The following is a 17,988-nucleotide window of genomic DNA, read 5'->3' on the forward strand; positions in this document are numbered from 1 at the left end:
ATTATAGTAATATAATATAAAGTCTGAAAAAATATAGCAAAATATACCCGTGAAAAAGAGGAAATTACATTATATTATCTCTTATATCCACTTTTTTTCTCCCTATTTTGCATAAATACGGCTTATTTCTTACTTTCTGGGTTCCTGTCCCGGCATCAGGGCAAAGAGATATTCACCTTCAGCGCACAGGATATCCCCTACGTGGGACTGGGCTTTGACTTTTCCCATGCGGCCCTTGATTTTCACGATGTCAGCCCGCATGACGATTTGGTCGCCGGGACGGACAGGATGACGGAAGCGGAGTTTATCGATTCCCGTAAAGAACGGAATGAGCCCGCGGTTTTCTTCCGGATACAAAAGGGCTACGCCGCCTACCTGAGCCATGGCTTCAGCCAGGAGCACACCGGGCATAACCGGTTTTCCCGGAAAATGTCCCTGGAAAAACAATTCATCAAAGGTCGCATTCTTAATGCCAATAGCGTATTTCATCGGTTCCAGTTCAATAATACGGTCTACGAGCAGCATGGGATAGCGGTGCGGTAATACTTCCATGATATCCGTTACTTCTAATGTCTTTTCGATTGCCATCTGTAAATTCCTCCCTTAATTCATTTCTTCACTGATCTGGCGTGCCAGCATATTATTCAATTTATGACTGGATTTGACAGCAATGATATGTCCTTTCAAAGACCTGCCCAGGAGAGCCATGTCCCCGATGACATCCAGGACTTTATGCCGGACCAGTTCATCGTCGCTCCGTAATACGGACAAGCATGTCGTATCATCATACACAATGGTATTTTCCAGCGTACCGCCTTTGCCAAGGCCCAGCTTTTTCAACATAGCCAGTTCTTTCGTAAAAGCGATCGTACGGGCAAAGGCTATATCGCGTATATAATTGTCTTTTGTGATTTCGGTGTCACTGAACTGTACTCCCAGCAATGGATGGGGATTGATAGAAGTAAAGGTGATGCGGAATCCGTCGTAAGGAAGAATGGCAATGAACTTATCTTCTTCCTGTACCAGATGCTGCCGGCGCACAGTCAGGACGCGCCGTGGCATATCCAGTTTCTGTATACCGGCCTGTTCAATCAGTCTGACAAAGGTCAGGCTGCTCCCGTCAGCGACAGGCGGTTCAACAGAGTCCATTTCTACGATGCAATTATCAACAGCCATGCCCTGCAGCGCCGAAAGCAGATGTTCGACCGTAAATACCTTGGCCTCACCCTGCTCCAGTGTCGTCGCCCTCATCGTATTGGTCACATAGGCTAATTGTGCGGGTACCGATGGGTTACCTGCCAGATCGGTTCTGACAAATACGATTCCCGTGTCAGCCGGGGCCGGTCGTAATACCATGTGGACTTCATTGGCGGCATGCAGGCCGATGCCACTATACGAAACGGGCCGTGCCAGTGTTGTTTGTACCACATTTGTCATACCTACGCCCCTCCTTTCTGGATGCAAAATGTTTCTTTTTTATTCATACTTTTCTATTATACCTTATTTCAATCACAGTGACTAGTGAAAATTTCACTTAGTGGCTGGTCCCCGGGCTGCCGTATCCCGGGTCCAGGAAACGAAAAACTGCCGCTCCCACAAGAGGACGGCAGTTTTTCGTTGCTGTGTTTATTTGATTAACTCATAGACAGAGGAAACCACAGAATTCCATGAATGGAGCTGTTCTTCTTCTCCTGTTACGACGGTTTTGCCGGAAGCAATCTGACGGGCTACCGATTCCGGTGCTGTGCCATTGTACGTACGGCGCTGGGCCACACAGGTTTCGATATCGAGATAATGATGGATATCTTCTTCAAAGAGCGGGCTCATAGCCTGCAGTTCTTCCAGGCTGAGCTGCTGCAGCACTTTTCCGTGTTCAATGCAGTAATGCACGGCCCTGCCGACGACGGCGTGGGCTTCGCGGAAAGGCAGTCCTTTCTTTGCCAGATAATCGGCCATATCGGTCGCATTGGAGAAATCCTTTTCCAGCACGTCCCGCATGTGTTTGCCATTGACGGTCATCTTATCGATCATCGCCGCATAGATGGTCAGTGCGAATTTCAGATTGTCGATAGCATCAAACACGCCTTCTTTATCTTCCTGCATGTCTTTGTCATAAGCCATGGGAATGCCTTTCATCATGGTCAGTACAGCCATGAGATGGCCATAGAACCGTCCCGTTTTGCCGCGGACGAGTTCGCAGATGTCGGGGTTCTTCTTCTGCGGCATGATAGACGACCCGGTGCAATGAGAATCGTCCAGTTCGATGAACTTGAATTCCGAGCTGGACCAGAGAATGAACTCTTCCGAAAGGCGGCTCAGGTGCATCATGAGAACAGCGGCAAATTCGAGGAAGGCAATGATGTAATCGCGGTCACTGACGGCATCCATGCTATTATCATAGAGCTTGCCAAAATGAAGCACATCGGCTACATACGGCTGGTCCAGGGGATAGGTCGTGCCTGCCAGGGCGCCCGCCCCGAGGGGCATCCGGTCAGCCATATTCCAGGCAAACTGCAGATGCTCAAAATCGCGGGACAGCATGGAAAAATACGCCATGAGGTGATGACTGAACAAGATTGGCTGGGCCCGCTGCAGATGAGTGTATCCCGGCATGATGACATCGCTGTATTTTTCCGCCGCTTTCACGATGGATTGCTGCAGCTGGATGAGCAGCCCTGCTACGTCGGCAATTTCCCGGCGCAGGTACAGATGGGTATCGAGCGCTACCTGGTCATTGCGGCTGCGGCCGGTGTGCAGGCGCTTGCCCGCTTCACCGATGGTATCAGTCAGCCGTTTTTCTATATTCATATGAATATCTTCCAGTTCGATGGAAAACTCGAATTCATCATGTTCAATCTGTTCAAATATCTGTTTCAGGCCGTTTACGATGGCGTCTTTATCTTCATCAGAAATAATTCCCTGACGGGCCAGCATCGTCGCATGGGCGATACTGCCACAGATATCTTCTGCATACATACGGCAATCAAACTGAATAGACGCATTGAATGCTTCTACATTTTTATCCGTCGCCTTCGTAAACCGGCCGCCCCATAATTTCATCAGAAAATCGCTCCTTATTTATTCTTCTTTTCGTTCTTCTGCATCATCAGAGCACGCATGGTCAGCGGCAGGCCAAAGAGGTTGATGAAGCCGCCGGCATCTTTCTGGTCGTATACATCGTCTTCACCGAAGGTGACATATTCTTCACTGTAGAGAGAATAAGGCGATGAAGAACCAGCGCTGATGATATTGCCTTTGTACAATTTCAGTTTAACCGTGCCGCTGCAGGTCTTCTGCGTTTCATCGACAAACGCAGCCAGAGCTTCGCGGAGCGGGGAGAACCACATGCCGTCGTATACGAGTTCTGCGTATTTATTGGCAACGTGTTCTTTGAAATGATAGGTAGCTCTGTCCAGTGTGAGATATTCCAGTTCTCTGTGGGCATACATGATGATGGCGCCGCCCGGGTTTTCATAAATGCCACGGCTCTTGAGGCCTACAAGACGGTTTTCTACGAGGTCTACGATGCCGATACCGTTCTTGGCACCGATGGCATTGAGGGTCGTAATCAGTTCGAGAGCATCCATTTTCTTGCCATTGACCGCTACAGGAATCCCTTTTTCAAAGGTGAGTTCGACGTATTCCGGTGTATCTGGTGCTTTTTCCGGCTGTGTCGTGACCATATATACCATATCTTTCGGTGCATTGGCCGGATTTTCCAGGTCATCGCCTTCATGGCTCAGATGCCAGATATTCCAGTCCATGCTGTACGGATAGGGATTTTCTTCCGATTTATAATCGACGGGAACGTTATGCGCTTCAGCATATTTGATTTCGTCTTCCCGGGATTTCAGATCCCAGATTCTCCAGGGAGCAATCAGTTTGATTTCCGGAGCCAGGGCCTTGACGGTCAGTTCAAACCGCACCTGGTCGTTGCCTTTGCCTGTTGCACCATGGGCAATGGCGTCAGCGCCTTCTTTTTTAGCGATTTCAACGAGCTTTTTGGAAATCAGCGGCCGGGCAAAAGAAGTACCCAGGAGGTATTTGCCTTCATATACGGCATCGGCTTTGACGCAGGGCCATACATAGTCTTCCATGAATTCTTTCTTAATATCCATAATATAAGCTTTGGATGCACCCGATTTGATGGCCTTCTTTTCGATGGCTTCAAAGTCATCAGGCTGTCCTACATCGGCGCAGGCTGCAATGACTTCCGCACCAGGATAATTTTCTTTCAGCCAGGGAATGATGCAGGATGTATCCAAACCACCAGAATATGCTAACACGATTTTTTTAATTTCACTCATAATCGGTTCCTCCTCTAAACATCAGCAATTTGTGTCTTTCAACTGTCTACGTGTGATAGTATACAACCTTTCGTAAAAATATGCAAGTATTTTGTATAAAAAATTTTCAATGGATTTTTCTTGACATAAAATTGCAGATAAACGGGCCGGAACAGGCAATAAACTGGCATTCTTCCCTATCAATATGATACAATATGATTATATCAGGAGGCTCTATGAAAAAAAAATATCTTTTCATATTTATTATCGCCTTTATTCTCTGCGCTGCCTGGAACATCATTGCGGACACGCCAAAGACGGCGCAGCCGGCGTCTTCCAGCAAAACTGAACAGCACAATCTTGTATCTCTGCCTGACATGGGCATACAGGAAAAACTGTACCCCTATCTGCATTTCCACGCAGCTATGGAAGAACACCGGAAAAAAATCCCCGTGTACGTAGCCAGCGGCGCTATGCCCAAAAGCCTGAAAGAAGCCGTCGTCGCGACAGAAGACCGGCGCTTTTATGAACACGGCGCTATCGACCCCATCGGCATTGCCCGGGCGGTCATGGTGAATTTTAATTCCGGAAAGACCCTGGAAGGCGGCAGCTCCATCAGCCAGCAGGTCGTCAAAAATACATTTCTCACCCAGGAACGCACCCTGACCCGTAAAGCGCAGGAACTGATTCTCTCCATCCTCCTGGAACGGAATTACAGTAAGGATGAAATCCTGGAAATCTATCTGAACACGGCTTACTTCGGTGCCAATGCGACCGGAATCGAGCAGGCCTGCCGCATCTACTTCAATAAAAAGCCGGAATATCTGACACTGGCCCAGTCCTCACTGCTGGCCGGACTCCTTCAGGCACCGAGTTATTACAATCCCCTGGAAAATTACGAAGCCGCCCGCAGTCGTCAAAAAACGGTCCTTGCGCTGATGGCCGAACAGAATTATATCACGGACCAGCAGGCAGAAAATGCATTCAAAGAAAGCCTGCGTCTCGAACGATGACACAAAAGGAACCACGCATGATGGTAAAAACCTTCACGCATGGTTCCTTTTACGTTATAGTTTGTAGTCCCGGGTATGTAGTTTATAAAAGATAGCTTTACTATGCTCATTCCTGTGGTTTATTCGTCAGATAATAGGAAATCCGGCTCAGACCGATGGATAAATCTTCACGGAATACAAATATGCGGTCGGGCACGCTGAGCCGCAGGGGAGCAAAAGAAAGAATCCCCTTGATACCAGCTGCCACCATCTGATCGGCTACCTGCTGTGCCACGGCAGCCGGAGTCGTAATGATACCGATTTGTATGCCTTCACGACGCACAACTTCTTCCATTTCGGAAATCGGCGTGACCACGACGCCGCCTACATTCTGACCGATGATGCGGTGGTCCACGTCAAACAGACCCATGGTCCGGAATCCCAGGCGGCCAAAAGTCTTATAATTCGCAAGGGCCCAGCCCAGATGACCGATGCCGGCAATACCGATTTTCCAATGCTGCTGCAGGCCGATGATTTCCACAATCTGCTGACAGAGTTCGCTTACATAATAGCCGACACCTTTTTTCCCAAAGGCGCCAAAACAAGTCAGATCTTTCCGTATCTGTTCCGGCGTAATCCCCAGCCGTTCGCCAAGCTTTTCCGATGAGATGATATCTATGCCGGCATCCTGCAGCAACAATAAATCCCGATAGTACAGCGGCAGCCGTTCAATGACTGCATCTGATATCGCCTTTTTCTGTCTCATGGGCAGAACCTCCCCACTATATATCACGTTACACTCCGATATAAAATCAGATTAATCTGCTAACACTTCGACTCTAATTATATCTTATTGTGAATTATTTCGCAAACTTTTTTTTCGCTCTTTTCCCATATTCTTCATGCATATTTGAAAAGAGGCCCAAAAGAAACCAGAGAGTAAGTGATATCTGGGTACTAAATAAATCATAATCGCTGAAGCTGCTGACTGCTACGGCCAGAATGGAGGCTGCCGTCATCAGTGCCATGGCCCGTTCCTGGGGCTGTATGCCCGGCAGGCGCAGAAAGCGGACGGCATAGACGGCGGCTCCGAAGAAGAGCCAGAAGAAGGCACAGAATCCGGCAATGCCTGTTTCTGCCAGGATATTGAGATACATGTTATGGGCATGGAAGATGGTGATGCCCGCCTGCTGTATCAGTTCATTGTATACGGGATATACGAACTTAAACGCCCCCCAGCCGATTCCCAGCATGGGATGGTCCCCCACCATCTGCAGAGCAGCCAGCCACATATCCATGCGCATGGATACAGACGTGTCGGCACTACTGTGATAAAAAATTGATAAGAGCCGGTGCGTGACGCCACCGTGATAGAAGGCCAGGAGAAAGGGGATGCAGAGGAAAGAAAGCCAGAGCCGTTTATCCCATACGAGGCCAAAAAAGAATACGAGCGCGCCGGCACTCAGCCAGGCACCACGGGAATAGGTCAGGATCAGACAGAGGGCCAGTGCCGCCAGCAGTGTCAGCAGAACTGCCATCTTCTTTGGGGCACGTTTTTTCACGATGAGCAGGGAAAAAGCCGCGCTGATTGCCATGAGCAGGAATTCCGACAGAAGATTGGGATTGTATAATGTAGAATACATGCGCCGCCGGAGCAGGGGAAACGCCGAATTATCGACCCATTCTTCTTCGTGGAGCGTCAGCATGTGAGCATACTGATATAAGCCGAATAAAACGACGACAGCTGCACTGGCAAGGAAAACGAGCAAAAACAGGCGCCGTTCTTCGCCGCCGCGGACAAAGACGACGATGAGATTATAAAAGATAAAATACTGCAGCACCGTAAACAGATAAAAGGCCACGCCAAACAACGGCTTAGGCGATCCGGCCAGGGAAATAAAGGCCAGGACTGCAAACAATGCGGCAGGTTTGAACAGAGGCGTATCATGCCAGGAGGCTACAGGATATTTCCATATATACCGTGCTGCCAGAATCAATGCCAGAATTAAACAGGCTTCCATGGCGATAATCTGAAGGGGCATAAAAAAAACAGTCCCCAAAAGCGCATACACTACATGTATGCGGGCTTTTTCCTGAGAACTGCTGGCTGTCGGCAATAGGGTCGTAAGTTTCATATGTCATATCCTCCCAATTTAATTATACGAAGTTGTCAGGGAAAAGTCCAGTACGGCCCCGGCCGGACAGACAGCAGAAACAGCCCCGGCATGAACGAAACGTTCATGCCGGGGCTGTCTGCAGCAAGCGCTTAGGGCACACTCAGTGTGTCAGAGCATCTCTTCTATTTTTTTACTTTGACCCATACGGGGTTGGATACGGCATAATGGTCTTTACCATCTTTGGCAATGACGTTGACCCACGTATCATGCTCCGGTTTCACTTTGACCTGGATGGATACAGGATCTGTCGTGTTATCAAAGGTCTTTGTTTCTACCGGCTTACCTTCACTTACGACCTGTACTTCTTTCAATCCATTGACAGCCTGTACTTTTGTTTCAAATGTATAGGTGCCATCGGCAGCTGTCTGCTGGGTCGTGCCGAACATGGACCGTTCTGCCGGAGTGAAGATGGGCCCCATGGTGACATAGGCTTTGCCTTCGGCCATGGCATTGACAAATTTCCGTCCTGTCAGTTTTCCATCGACGTGGGAATACATGCGGATGATGCCCGGATAGAGATTGGACGTCGCATCATGCTGGTCCGAACCGGCACTCAGATACTTCTTGATGCCGCGGTTCCAGTATCCTTCGGCAACATCGAGGGTCCGTTTATCCATATTCTTGGCATTGGACAGATCCATCGTCGATTGCAGTTCCAGGAATTCAAAGTTTTCCGCACTGGGATCATTACCGCCTTTGACGCCGGCACGATTGGTCAGGAAGCCGTAGTCCGTGAACGGATGATGCATAACGACCAGGGCATCCCGGTCATGCCCCTGCTGGATAATTTCGCCCGGTGTCAGGGACGGATCCGGACATGGCATTTTATCATTGACCATCAGGAAGCCCCAGTGGCCCCAGCCCGGAGAGACTTCGACGTTGGGAATAAAGGGCCGGTTGTACTGATTAGCCAGTTCCCGCATCGGCTTGATGTTGCCGATGTAATCATGATCCAGTACGAGATTCAGGTCCAGGCCGGCTGCCATCTGTGCAGCAAAGAGTTCCGGAACGGTCGTCGCCCCGTCGCCATGGTCAGCATGCTGGTGGTTGTCATTGCCATACCAGCCCGTCTTTTCCGGATGAATCAGCTGGGGAATGACGAACTGGTGCTGAACCGTCTGTCCGCCTTTGACAAATGTCTTGAATTCGACCGGTTTCGATGTATAATCGGCTCCGTGATAAGCCGTAAAGGTGAGTTCATTTTCTGGTGCCGATACATCAAAATCCGCTTTATGGGTCGCCGGGTCCGTGAAGTATACCGAGCCTCCCAGTCCTTTTACATCGGATTTGATGCCTGTGACGACGACTTTAAAATCGACAGGTTTCCCTTTTTCATCAACGGCAGTCAGTGCCGCTTTTGCGCCTGGTTTTACCTGGAAATCGGCCACGGTGTTGCCTTTCAGATCAATGTGCTGTACGTCGGACGGTGTCGTTCCCTGGCTCTGTACATAAATGTCGTAGCTGTCCTGGGGCAGTGTAACTTTATACTTGCCGTCCTTATCAGTAATCTTCCAGACGAAGGGCTGCATGATATCTTTCATGACCTGATCGACGCCGTCCGATTTCATCGTTTTCTTGTAGGAACCGGGTTTATTGAAGATGACATAGGCGTTGGGCAGTGGCTTGCCATTGGGATCACGGACAATCCCTTCGATGACGCCGGATTTGATAGACGGATCCTTCTGGATTTTCCGTTCAATGATCGGTGCCGTTTCCCCATTGGGAATGACCAGTATTTCGCCGGTGTACGTATAGGACTGGCCCGGCAGGATATCCCGGTTCACATAGACATCTTTATAACCGGAAGAGCCCTTATAGGCATTGGCATGATCCGTATTGACGGCTACGGCGTAGTTCTTCCCGTACGTAACGACGAAATCTCCATATTTCGTATTGACTTCCGAATCTTCATTGATGCGTATGCCCGTTCTCTTGACATCGGGATAGAAGCCAAAGGGACCAAACATATTCACAGCCAGCGTACTGAGAGAATAACCACTGTTCATATTCAGATAGGCGTCATTCCCTGCCGGATTTTCGACGACGGTCTTCATATCAATATAATTCTTGCCATCTTCCAGCGTATATTGAATCGTCACGTTCAACGGCAGCTTATGACCTTCCGTCCAATACCTCGTCTTAGCCGTTACGGTAACTTTTTTATCGCCTTCCAGCTTGTAGGTAATGTCTTTGACAGGCGTATGCAGCAGGTCTTCCCCGTTCCACGAACCCGTGGCTGTCCAGTAGTCATTGAGGAATTCGATATCATTCGTCAGGTCCGTACCAAATTTCCCATCTTTCATCATGGCAATGTCCAGGATGCTGCCTGTCGTCATATTCCAGTAGTTATTGGAACCTACGGCAAAAGAAGCAGCAATCTTGTCATTGTAAATAGTGAAATCTTCGGCACTGTTCGCCATGCCCTGATCAATCGGAGTCGGTCCCTGCACGACACCTACCGCTGCCAGGGACGTTGCCGAAATGCCCGCCATGAGTGCAGACATAACTAATACTTTTAAAGCCTTCTTTCTTCGGAATTTCATACATCATTCTCCTTTCTATGATAAAAACGTACTGGTAAAACAGATACGCATCAGACTGTATCCGGGAAACACCTCTCCTTATAGTAAATAATGACATTCCATATATCACGAACAGGTAAAAAAGAAGTAAGAAACAGGTAATATTATAGGTATATCAATCTTTAATAAAGGCGTTGATCATCTGCCGGCCATACTCATTCACTTTATAGTATACCTGTAACTGATCCGTATCGTCCAGTTCAAACCGGGATTCATCGAGAAGACCATTGGCTTTTGCTGTCATCAGTGCTTCCTGAACGGCATCAGGACGGAGCATTTTAAAGGACCCATAGTCTTTCTTGAGGGCATGGATGACATCCATATTGGATGCTTCTTTTACAGTCGTCATATATTTCATGATTGCATAATAAAGCGGTTTCATAGGATCAGGCCTCCTTCTTCTGGAATGCGTGGAGCGGATTGAGGTTGCCGACGAGGGCGATACCGCAAATCATGACAATGGCAGCAATCCATTGTACCGGTGTAAGCATCCATCCCGGCTGCCCATCGAACAATCCGACGACAATCATGCAGAAGAACGGTCCCCAGAAAGAATAAGCCCCATTGCAGACCATGCCCAGAGCGGCACCGCACATGGAATTGCCCTTATACCAGAAGGAATAGGCCGGCATGGCGCAGAAGCCGGAAATGACAAAGAATATAATGGACCAGTCTGTCCATGCGCCGGAAAGAAGGCGCGGAGCCAGGCCGGTATTGCCATCGATGGTGCACAGGAGCGGCAGCATGATGAGCATGTTGGAAAGTCCGGAAACGCACTGCCGGATGGTAATGCCGATATTATAATCGATGAGTGTCGTGCCAAAACCGGCAACGGCACCTTCAATCCCCCATCCCAATGCGCAGAACAGAGCAATACCGCAGGCAATCAGAGCCGTCGGTCCGACGTCCGAGAACGACGTGCCTCCGATGACACCGGCTGCCACGAGGCAGAGCAGAATACCGCAAACCATGCGTTTGTTGATTTCCTGCTTAAATACGAAATGACCGATAATAGCACCAAAAGACGCATTGAGTGCGCAGATAGGCACGATGATGGATCCGCCCATCTGCAGTGCTGCTACATAAGCCGTAGAAGCCAGGGGACCGCCGATGAGGGCGCAGATGATCATGACCAGGCCCGGTTTTGTTTTCAACGTGCGGAAAAAGTCCCCCAGTTCTCCTTTGATGGATACGTTGATAAGCGCCCAGATACCGCTCATGGTATCATTGACAGCCGATCCCAGTGCTGCCAGACAATAGGTAATCGCAAAGGCACTCAGGCCGGATATATTGGCACCATACCAGTCATTGCCCCAGATTCCCTTGGACATGCCCAGTGTCAGAAAAGCCGTATACAGGCCATAAAAAATACCGGAAAAAATAGCAAAGGTAATCCCGCGCCGTTTAAAGCTTGCGTCTATTTTCAGTTTGACCGCCAAGGCTCTGTTGTCCATCGTTATGCACTTCCTTTATTTATTATATATTTCACATATATTGATAAAAAAGAATAATTCCTTTTGTTTTTTCAAGTTTCTGTGGCACATAATTAAATATTTATTATTCGTTTTTCGCATGGGACCGGGTAAAAATCAACGGGCTAAGGTGCTAATAGCCTTAGCCCGCCCTGTGATAGATTATTCTTTTACTGTGAGGTTGTCATGAGGGAGAATCATTTCTACATCGGTGTGCGGACGCGGAATAACGTGTACGGAAATGAGTTCACCAACGCGCTGTGCTGCAGCAGCACCGGCATCGGTAGCCGCTTTGACAGCGCCGACGTCGCCACGTACCATAACCGTTACGAGGCCGCCGCCAACGAGGACTTTACCAATGAGGTAAACGTTTGCAGCTTTTACCATAGCATCGGCTGCTTCAATAGAACCTACAAGACCTTTTGTTTCGATTAAACCTAAAGCTTCTGTTGTACTCATGTTATTTTCCTCCTAAGAAATATATAGATGAATTATTTAATAATTGTTATCCTGGAACCATTTTTAAGATTCATAGCATTAGCTTCTTCCATATCGATATGGCATTCTAATGCCGATGTTGTTGTCACTCGGATAACAACATTACCAAATGTACCGCCACGATCGCCATCTATATTGATGGAAACGACCTGGCCATTTGTCACGCCAAAACGCTGCGCATCTTCAGGAAGCATGTGGATATGGCGTTTGGCAATGATGACACCGCGGGGCAGGCAGATACTGCCTTTGGGGCCGATGAGCGTCAGACCCGGCGTACCTTCCAGCTCACCGGACATGCGCAGTGGCACCTTGACCCCCAGTTTGAAGCAGTCGGACCGGAGTAATTCCACCTGGGATTCTTTGCGGACGGGACCGAGGATGCGGACTTTTTCCAGAACACCTTTCGGCCCTGCCAGGGTTACCGTTTCCTTGCAGGCAAACTGTCCCGGCTGCGAAATATCTTTGATCTTTGTCAGCTGGCTGCCCGGTCCGAAAAGAGCATCCTGATCCGCCTGGGACAAATGGACATGCCGGTTGGATACACCTACGGGAATCGTATCCGGCTGGAGATTCAAATGGCTGTCCCTGACGGCTTCTACCAGCAAATCGACTAAAGCATCATATTTTCCCATTAAAACTCACCTTTCTGTTTCAACAACTGCAGCACTTCGTTGACGACAGAAATGAGCTGGTCATCATCAGAACCTGTTGCCGCAGCAGTCGTGCCGCAGCTCGTCGTCTGACCCGTATAGGGGACGGACGGCTTGACTTCACGGATACCATAGGCTACGCGTTTGATGTTCATCAGATGCAGTGGCGTGACATTGTCGGCCGTAGCGCTTCCGCCCCAGGTACCACATCCAAGGGTAAAGGCCGGTGCCAGGCCCGTGCTGATTCCCGTACCGCCCTGGGTGGCCGGTGTATTGACGATGATGCGGAATACCGGTTTTTCATAGAACCGGCGGACAATTTCCGGATCTTCTGTGTGAATCGACATGGTATGTCCGAGACCGCAGTTCTTTAAAAGGCGGATGCACAGATCGCACGCATCCTGCCAGTCGCGGACCGTATAGAAGCCAAGGACGCTGGTCAGTTTTTCATAGGAAAGAGGATAGCCGTTTCCCACGCCGTCCTGTTCCCCAATAAGTACCCGCGTACCGGCAGGGATTGTAATTCCCGCCGCATCGGCAATGACCTGGGGAGAACGGCCTACGAATTTGGCGTTCATAGCGTGCCCGTTTTTAAAGAGAAGCTGGCAGACTTTATCTGTTTCTTCTTTCGTCATAAAGTAGCCGCCCTGGCGTTTAAATTCTTCTACGACCTGTGTCCGGTTACATTCTTCGACGACGATAGACTGTTCGGAAGCGCAGATAGTGCCGTAGTCAAAGGTCTTGCTGAGCATGATATCTTCAACAGATTTTTTGACATCTGCCGTCCGTTCGATATAAGACGGGCCATTGCCGGGACCAACGCCCAGAGCCGGCTTGCCACAGCTGTAAGCGGCTTTTACCATGGCCGATCCGCCGGTGGCAATAATCATCTTCACTTCTTCACTGTGCATCAATTCATTAGTGGCACCCATGGATGGATGGGTAATGGTGCTGATGGTCCCCAGCGGCGCACCGGCTGTTTCGGCCGCTTCTGCCATGAGACGGGCAGCTTCTACGGTGCATTTCAACGCTGCCGGATGAGGTGAAAATACGATAGTATTCCGTGCTTTTAAGGCAATCATGGCATTGTAGATGACTGTAGATGTCGGATTCGTAGAGGGGATAATTCCCAGTACGACACCGACTGGTTCTCCGATTTCCGTAATCCGGTTGACCGTGTCTTCGTGAATGACACCGATGGTCTTCATATCCTTGATGTAGTTATATACATCGCGGGATGCCACCTGATTCTTGATGATTTTGTCTTCCACCTTGCCAAATCCCGTTTCTTCAACGGCCATGCGGGCTAATTTAGCCGCATTTTCTTCTGCTACGCGGACCATATTCTGCAAAATGCGGTCCACCTGTTCATTGGTGAACTTGCAGAATACATCTTCCGCTTTCTGCGCTTGCCGCGCCAGGTTTCTGGCTTCCTGCACGGTCTGCAGATCATAATCTAATGTTTCCAAGATGTATCTCCCCTTTCAGATTTCCTTCAAACCAGCGGTTCCCTGCTTTTGGCATAATACTCTTCAAGCAGTCGGAGCAACATGGCTTTCTTCGCCCGTGATACGGCCCGGCCGGTCAGACCGATATCCGTATATTCCCGGACGAGACGCCGAAGCGCTGGGACGGGCATCTTCCTGAACACCCCGTCAAGATTCACGCCAGGCTGCACGGCCAGTGCGTCAGCCTCGGCTTTGTGGAAATTTTTAAAATCTATATCCTCAAAAGAAACCTCAGGGGCTTCTTCTTTCGGTGTATTATCTGCCTCCTGCCGTGATTCAGGATACGCTGCGCCGGCCTCATCGGCAAATCCTGTGCCGTTTGCACCGGTGCTGGTTTCTGCCGGTTCCGCTTCTTCAGATGGAGCCGGTTCTGGCGGATCCGGTTTATCCGGGCCATGTGCGGAAAGAATCCCGGCTATGGCCGCATCAGGACGGGGAATCACGTGACGTGAAATCAGAAGGTCCTTACCCAGATGCAGCACAGCCGCTTCCCCTGCATCGACAGAAGCTTTGACTGCCCCTACATCACCACTGACGCAGACTGTAACCAGTCCGCCACCAACGAGGGTCCTGCCATTCAGTACCACGTCTGCTGCCTTGAGCATCACATCGGCACATTCTATAGCGGCTACCAGGCCTCTGGTTTCTATCATTCCCAAGGCATCCATTGATTTCCACCTCCTTTAACCCGCATTATCCTGCCCAGTCAGCCGGATAGGTCGAGTAAAATAGTTTTACATGATCTTCGGCATTCCAGACGACCGTTGCATCTTTCGGTATGAAGAGCACATCTCCCTGGCTGGCATAATAAGTCTTGCCATTAATCGTAATGGAAAGACTTCCTTCCAGAATAATGTCCGTTTCTTCATATCCTGTAAGCGTCCAGGTAAAGGAAGAATGATCGATGGTCAGAAATCCCGAGCTCATGTGAGACTCATTTTTGCTGATGACCTCCCTGTATCCGACTTTGGTTACGGGATTCCCCGTATCGAATACTTCATAGGTCACGGAATGACCACGTACCACCTTGAGGCCGCTGTCATCCTTTTCTTCCCTGTACGGCCGGGCAGACTGGCCGCGGGATAACAGTACCTGTCGGACGATTTCCGCCACCAGTCCTTTATCCAGGCCTTTTATGGCGGCTGTTCCCGGTTCCTGTACAGCTGGTACGGCAGGAGCCATCTTTTTGTCAATGAATGAAATCCCTTTGTCACGGGCATAATCGCTGGCAGCTGCCGTAATGATGGCACCGGGTTCTACATATAACTCATGCTGTCCGGCTTCTGCCGCTTCTTTCACGTGACTGACACAAATCAACGATTTCAATGTATCACCTCCTATGTATCTGTCTGATTCTTATAACAAGCTATCCCATAACCGTTCTGCCGGGGACGGGATGACTTCGATATCTACCAGAAGCCCACTGTCTCTTACCAGCGCTTTTCCTGCATCGGCGGCCGCTTCTACGGCGGCAACATCGCCGGTAAAGGTAAAATACGCTTTGCCACCGAGGCCACTGCCAAGTCGGAGTTCCACGCCCTGTATATCGGCCGCTTTGAGGGCCGCATCAGCAGAATGGATCATGGACGCCAGAGAAAACGACTCGATGATTCCCAGGGCCGCCCGCTGTTCCGGCAGAGTAGTAGAAGAAATAGCCGGGAATATGCCGGGATGAACATTGGGAATAATAAAATGATCGACAATATATTCCCCTGCCGACTGGATGCCGGCATCGACAGAACTTTCTACAGCTGCTACATCGCCCTGAATCAGGACAATGTACTTGCCAGGACATACGGCAGTGCAGCTGACAGCTTCTACAGCAGCAGTCTTGATCATCTGGTCGGCTGTATAAATTCCTCTGGCGATGCTGCTCAACTCTACCATACCTATCGCATTATACATGGATCGACCCCACCTTTATCTTAATGACTGAATCTGTAACATCTGTGACTACGCCGTCCATACTCGCATGAACAGGGGCACCGAGGCTTCCTTCGCGGATGGCGCCTATCATCTGCCCGGCCATAACCGTATCGCCTGTATGGACGATGGGCGCCGCCGGGGTTCCTACGTGCTGGCTGAGCAGGATGCCGATTTCATCGGCCTTCCACTCCATTCCCGTAAGCGGTGCCGGACCGTCGAAAGAACTGAGGCCCAGGCGGGCAATAAGGCGTTTACTGGGAACAAGCCGGTAGGACCGGGCTTCACGGGTCTTATATTCCCGTTCTGCCGGTGTATACTTGATGCCGGCAGCTCGCATCCGGTCTTTATACCAGCTGTTGATATTACGGGGACTCAAATGGGCCGGACAGGAAAAGAGTTCACACAGATTGCACTGGCTGCAGAGTTGTGCTGTAACGGCACTTTGCAGATCATCGGGCATGTATTTCATGGCTCTCATGATTTTATGGGGCTGCATGTTGTGTCCCAGGAGATACCGGGGACAGAGATCAGTGCACATCCGGCACTGTTCACAGGCCGTACGGCCGATGATGCGTGCCTGCTGCTCGTTCATGCTCTTTTTCCGGATGAGATAATGGTCTTTCTTCAATATGATGTACCCTTTGTTTTTCTTGGAAACATAGCCATCATAGGAAGTCATGACCCGTCCCATCATAGGGCCGCCATCAATGACGCCATAGTCATCCAGATTGGTAATCCCACTTTTCATGAGAACTTCACGGACCGGCATCCCCACAGGTACTTTGAGTGTCACCGGTCTGGGAATATCGCCCTGGAGTGTCACGTACGTTTCCGTCACGCTTTTCCCTTCCAGCGCGTGGGCGATGTTGAGGGCGGTTTCGGCATTGACGACGACACAGCCGACAGAAAGAGGGATGGAACATTCCGGTACGATACGGCCCGTCAGTTCGTATACCAGTACTTGTTCATCTCCGGCAGGATAGACATCCGGCAGGATGTGAATCTGTACATACGGGGAAAAGCCCAGGGCTTCGATACGCTGTTTCAAAATCTCAATGACATCTTTATGTTTCCCTTTAATGCCGATAATGGCCTGTTTTGCCCGGACCTGATGGCCGGCAGCGGCAAAACCGGTAATAATGGCATCGGGGTACAGCGCCATCAATTGCTGGTCTACCCGCAGAAGGGGCTCGCATTCAGCGCCGTTCAATAATATGTATTCCGCTGTCGCATTCAGCTTGGCATGAGTGGGAAATCCGGCACCGCCGGCACCGATGACGCCGGCATCCCGCACTTGATTTAATACGTCCAAGCGGATTCACCTCCACAGTTTAAAACGTACATTCTTCATCAATGATTCCAATAATCGCCGCATCAACGGGCATGGTATCCGGTTCAAACATCTGCCGGGCTGCACTACCCTGGCTGACGATGACATTTTCACCAATGCCGGCATTGATCAGATCGGCTGCGATAAAACGGCGTCCCGCATCTTTACCATCGATGACTTCTACTATCATGAATTTGATTCCGACGAGGCAGTCGGCCTTGCGTGTAGACCAAATATTATCAATCACTCTGGCTGCTATCATGGTGTCACCTGCCTGTGTTCCTGAAAAACTCTGCATATATCGGCAATTGCCGCCTCTACAGCAGCCGTATCGCCAAATATGGCTATGACAATGAGATTCTGAGGGCAGCTGCCCCGGATATCTTCGACGAAGACACCGGCAGCTTTTTCTGCGATATCGGCAGCTACGATCATATCAATAAGCCTTCCCTGCACGAGTCCGACGGCATCAAAGCCACTCATGTCGTGTGAGGCCGGAGACCCCTTGCGCCGCATGAGGATATCTATCGTTCCCGGTGAAGGTGACTTGATGATTTTCCATTCCAT

Annotated in this window: 18 protein-coding genes and 1 pseudogene; 1 reads left to right on the forward strand and 18 read right to left on the reverse strand. The window is 49.8% G+C overall.

The features are described from left to right. Window positions 1-129: 129 nt before the first annotated feature. The 4 genes from fabZ to DW949_RS00535 form a co-directional block, all read right to left on the reverse strand. Window positions 130-588, reverse strand: a complete 459-nt coding sequence (gene fabZ / locus DW949_RS00520) for a 3-hydroxyacyl-ACP dehydratase FabZ (RefSeq protein WP_118021333.1) — start codon at window positions 586-588, stop codon at window positions 130-132. Window positions 589-603: 15 nt separating this feature from the next. Beyond that, window positions 604-1,437 (reverse strand): UDP-3-O-acyl-N-acetylglucosamine deacetylase, encoded by an 834-nt coding sequence (gene lpxC, locus DW949_RS00525; RefSeq protein ID WP_118021334.1) that lies wholly within the window; start codon window positions 1,435-1,437, stop codon window positions 604-606. 189 nt (window positions 1,438-1,626) lie between these two features. Next, the gene (gene argH, locus DW949_RS00530; RefSeq protein ID WP_118021335.1) at window positions 1,627-3,060 is read right to left on the reverse strand and encodes an argininosuccinate lyase; all 1,434 of its coding nucleotides are present in this window, start codon (window positions 3,058-3,060) and stop codon (window positions 1,627-1,629) included. Window positions 3,061-3,074: 14 nt separating this feature from the next. Further along, on the reverse strand, window positions 3,075-4,307 hold the full coding sequence (locus DW949_RS00535) for an argininosuccinate synthase (protein ID WP_059076768.1): 1,233 nt from the start codon (window positions 4,305-4,307) through the stop codon (window positions 3,075-3,077). Window positions 4,308-4,522: 215 nt separating this feature from the next. Here DW949_RS00535 and DW949_RS00540 point away from each other — a divergent pair, with 215 nt between their 5' ends. After that, window positions 4,523-5,299, forward strand: coding sequence for a transglycosylase domain-containing protein (locus DW949_RS00540; protein ID WP_118021336.1), 777 nt, complete (start codon window positions 4,523-4,525; stop codon window positions 5,297-5,299). Window positions 5,300-5,405: 106 nt separating this feature from the next. On the opposite strand, the gene DW949_RS00545 is transcribed toward DW949_RS00540, so the two are convergent. The 14 genes and pseudogenes from DW949_RS00545 to DW949_RS00610 all read right to left on the reverse strand — a co-directional run bounded on the left by DW949_RS00545 (window position 5,406) and on the right by DW949_RS00610 (window position 17,988). Continuing rightward, window positions 5,406-6,044, reverse strand: coding sequence for a redox-sensing transcriptional repressor Rex (locus tag DW949_RS00545; RefSeq protein WP_118021337.1), 639 nt, complete (start codon window positions 6,042-6,044; stop codon window positions 5,406-5,408). Window positions 6,045-6,138: 94 nt separating this feature from the next. Further along, on the reverse strand, window positions 6,139-7,413 hold the full coding sequence (locus DW949_RS00550; RefSeq protein ID WP_118021338.1) for an O-antigen ligase: 1,275 nt from the start codon (window positions 7,411-7,413) through the stop codon (window positions 6,139-6,141). Window positions 7,414-7,577: 164 nt separating this feature from the next. Continuing rightward, window positions 7,578-9,998 carry a CehA/McbA family metallohydrolase gene (locus DW949_RS00555; protein ID WP_118021339.1) on the reverse strand — a complete coding sequence of 807 codons (2,421 nt, stop codon included), beginning with the start codon at window positions 9,996-9,998 and terminating at the stop codon, window positions 7,578-7,580. A 154-nt stretch (window positions 9,999-10,152) separates the two neighbouring features. After that, entirely contained in the window at window positions 10,153-10,419 is a 267-nt protein-coding gene (locus DW949_RS00560; protein ID WP_118021340.1) for a hypothetical protein, read from the reverse strand. A 4-nt stretch (window positions 10,420-10,423) separates the two neighbouring features. Next, window positions 10,424-11,491 (reverse strand): hypothetical protein, encoded by a 1,068-nt coding sequence (locus DW949_RS00565; RefSeq protein ID WP_118021341.1) that lies wholly within the window; start codon window positions 11,489-11,491, stop codon window positions 10,424-10,426. A 180-nt stretch (window positions 11,492-11,671) separates the two neighbouring features. After that, window positions 11,672-11,968 carry an ethanolamine utilization microcompartment protein EutM gene (eutM, locus tag DW949_RS00570; protein WP_059076761.1) on the reverse strand — a complete coding sequence of 99 codons (297 nt, stop codon included), beginning with the start codon at window positions 11,966-11,968 and terminating at the stop codon, window positions 11,672-11,674. Window positions 11,969-12,000: 32 nt separating this feature from the next. After that, window positions 12,001-12,639: a phosphate propanoyltransferase gene (locus DW949_RS00575; RefSeq protein ID WP_118021342.1), complete on the reverse strand. Its 639-nt coding sequence runs from the start codon at window positions 12,637-12,639 to the stop codon at window positions 12,001-12,003. Further along, entirely contained in the window at window positions 12,639-14,126 is a 1,488-nt protein-coding gene (locus DW949_RS00580; protein WP_118021343.1) for an acetaldehyde dehydrogenase (acetylating), read from the reverse strand. The genes DW949_RS00575 and DW949_RS00580 overlap by 1 nt, the downstream gene beginning before the upstream one ends. A 443-nt stretch (window positions 14,127-14,569) precedes the next feature. Next, window positions 14,570-14,833, reverse strand: a pseudogene (locus DW949_RS13755) (BMC domain-containing protein); the annotation flags it as partial. A 25-nt stretch (window positions 14,834-14,858) separates the two neighbouring features. Continuing rightward, complete coding sequence (locus tag DW949_RS00590; protein ID WP_118021345.1) at window positions 14,859-15,491, reverse strand: cupin domain-containing protein; 633 nt, start codon at window positions 15,489-15,491, stop codon at window positions 14,859-14,861. Window positions 15,492-15,521: 30 nt separating this feature from the next. Continuing rightward, entirely contained in the window at window positions 15,522-16,070 is a 549-nt protein-coding gene (locus DW949_RS00595) for a BMC domain-containing protein (protein WP_118021346.1), read from the reverse strand. Next, on the reverse strand, window positions 16,063-17,403 hold the full coding sequence (locus DW949_RS00600; RefSeq protein ID WP_118021347.1) for a 4Fe-4S dicluster domain-containing protein: 1,341 nt from the start codon (window positions 17,401-17,403) through the stop codon (window positions 16,063-16,065). Before DW949_RS00600 ends, DW949_RS00595 begins: the two co-directional genes overlap by 8 nt. Window positions 17,404-17,422: 19 nt before the next feature. Then, a complete protein-coding gene (locus DW949_RS00605; RefSeq protein WP_118021348.1) occupies window positions 17,423-17,683 on the reverse strand; it encodes a EutN/CcmL family microcompartment protein in 261 nt (86 codons plus the stop codon). Further along, window positions 17,680-17,988 carry a BMC domain-containing protein gene (locus DW949_RS00610; protein ID WP_118021349.1) on the reverse strand — a complete coding sequence of 103 codons (309 nt, stop codon included), beginning with the start codon at window positions 17,986-17,988 and terminating at the stop codon, window positions 17,680-17,682. Before DW949_RS00610 ends, DW949_RS00605 begins: the two co-directional genes overlap by 4 nt.

The organism is Megasphaera sp. AM44-1BH (assembly GCF_003467125.1).
Classification (GTDB): domain Bacteria; phylum Bacillota; class Negativicutes; order Veillonellales; family Megasphaeraceae; genus Megasphaera.

Bases quoted from the DNA above. Each gene is read 5' to 3' on its own strand.
- fabZ (WP_118021333.1), bottom strand. From the start codon at position 588: ATGGCAATCGAAAAGACATTAGAAGTAACGGATATCATGGAAGTATTA.
- lpxC (WP_118021334.1), bottom strand. From the start codon at position 1,437: ATGACAAATGTGGTACAAACAACACTGGCACGGCCCGTTTCGTATAGT.
- argH (WP_118021335.1), bottom strand. From the start codon at position 3,060: ATGAAATTATGGGGCGGCCGGTTTACGAAGGCGACGGATAAAAATGTA.
- DW949_RS00535 (WP_059076768.1), bottom strand. From the start codon at position 4,307: ATGAGTGAAATTAAAAAAATCGTGTTAGCATATTCTGGTGGTTTGGAT.
- DW949_RS00540 (WP_118021336.1), top strand. From the start codon at position 4,523: ATGAAAAAAAAATATCTTTTCATATTTATTATCGCCTTTATTCTCTGC.
- DW949_RS00545 (WP_118021337.1), bottom strand. From the start codon at position 6,044: ATGAGACAGAAAAAGGCGATATCAGATGCAGTCATTGAACGGCTGCCG.
- DW949_RS00550 (WP_118021338.1), bottom strand. From the start codon at position 7,413: ATGAAACTTACGACCCTATTGCCGACAGCCAGCAGTTCTCAGGAAAAA.
- DW949_RS00555 (WP_118021339.1), bottom strand. From the start codon at position 9,998: ATGAAATTCCGAAGAAAGAAGGCTTTAAAAGTATTAGTTATGTCTGCA.
- DW949_RS00560 (WP_118021340.1), bottom strand. From the start codon at position 10,419: ATGAAACCGCTTTATTATGCAATCATGAAATATATGACGACTGTAAAA.
- DW949_RS00565 (WP_118021341.1), bottom strand. From the start codon at position 11,491: ATGGACAACAGAGCCTTGGCGGTCAAACTGAAAATAGACGCAAGCTTT.
- eutM (WP_059076761.1), bottom strand. From the start codon at position 11,968: ATGAGTACAACAGAAGCTTTAGGTTTAATCGAAACAAAAGGTCTTGTA.
- DW949_RS00575 (WP_118021342.1), bottom strand. From the start codon at position 12,639: ATGGGAAAATATGATGCTTTAGTCGATTTGCTGGTAGAAGCCGTCAGG.
- DW949_RS00595 (WP_118021346.1), bottom strand. From the start codon at position 16,070: ATGTATAATGCGATAGGTATGGTAGAGTTGAGCAGCATCGCCAGAGGA.
- DW949_RS00605 (WP_118021348.1), bottom strand. From the start codon at position 17,683: ATGATAGCAGCCAGAGTGATTGATAATATTTGGTCTACACGCAAGGCC.
- DW949_RS00610 (WP_118021349.1), bottom strand. From the start codon at position 17,988: ATGGAATGGAAAATCATCAAGTCACCTTCACCGGGAACGATAGATATC.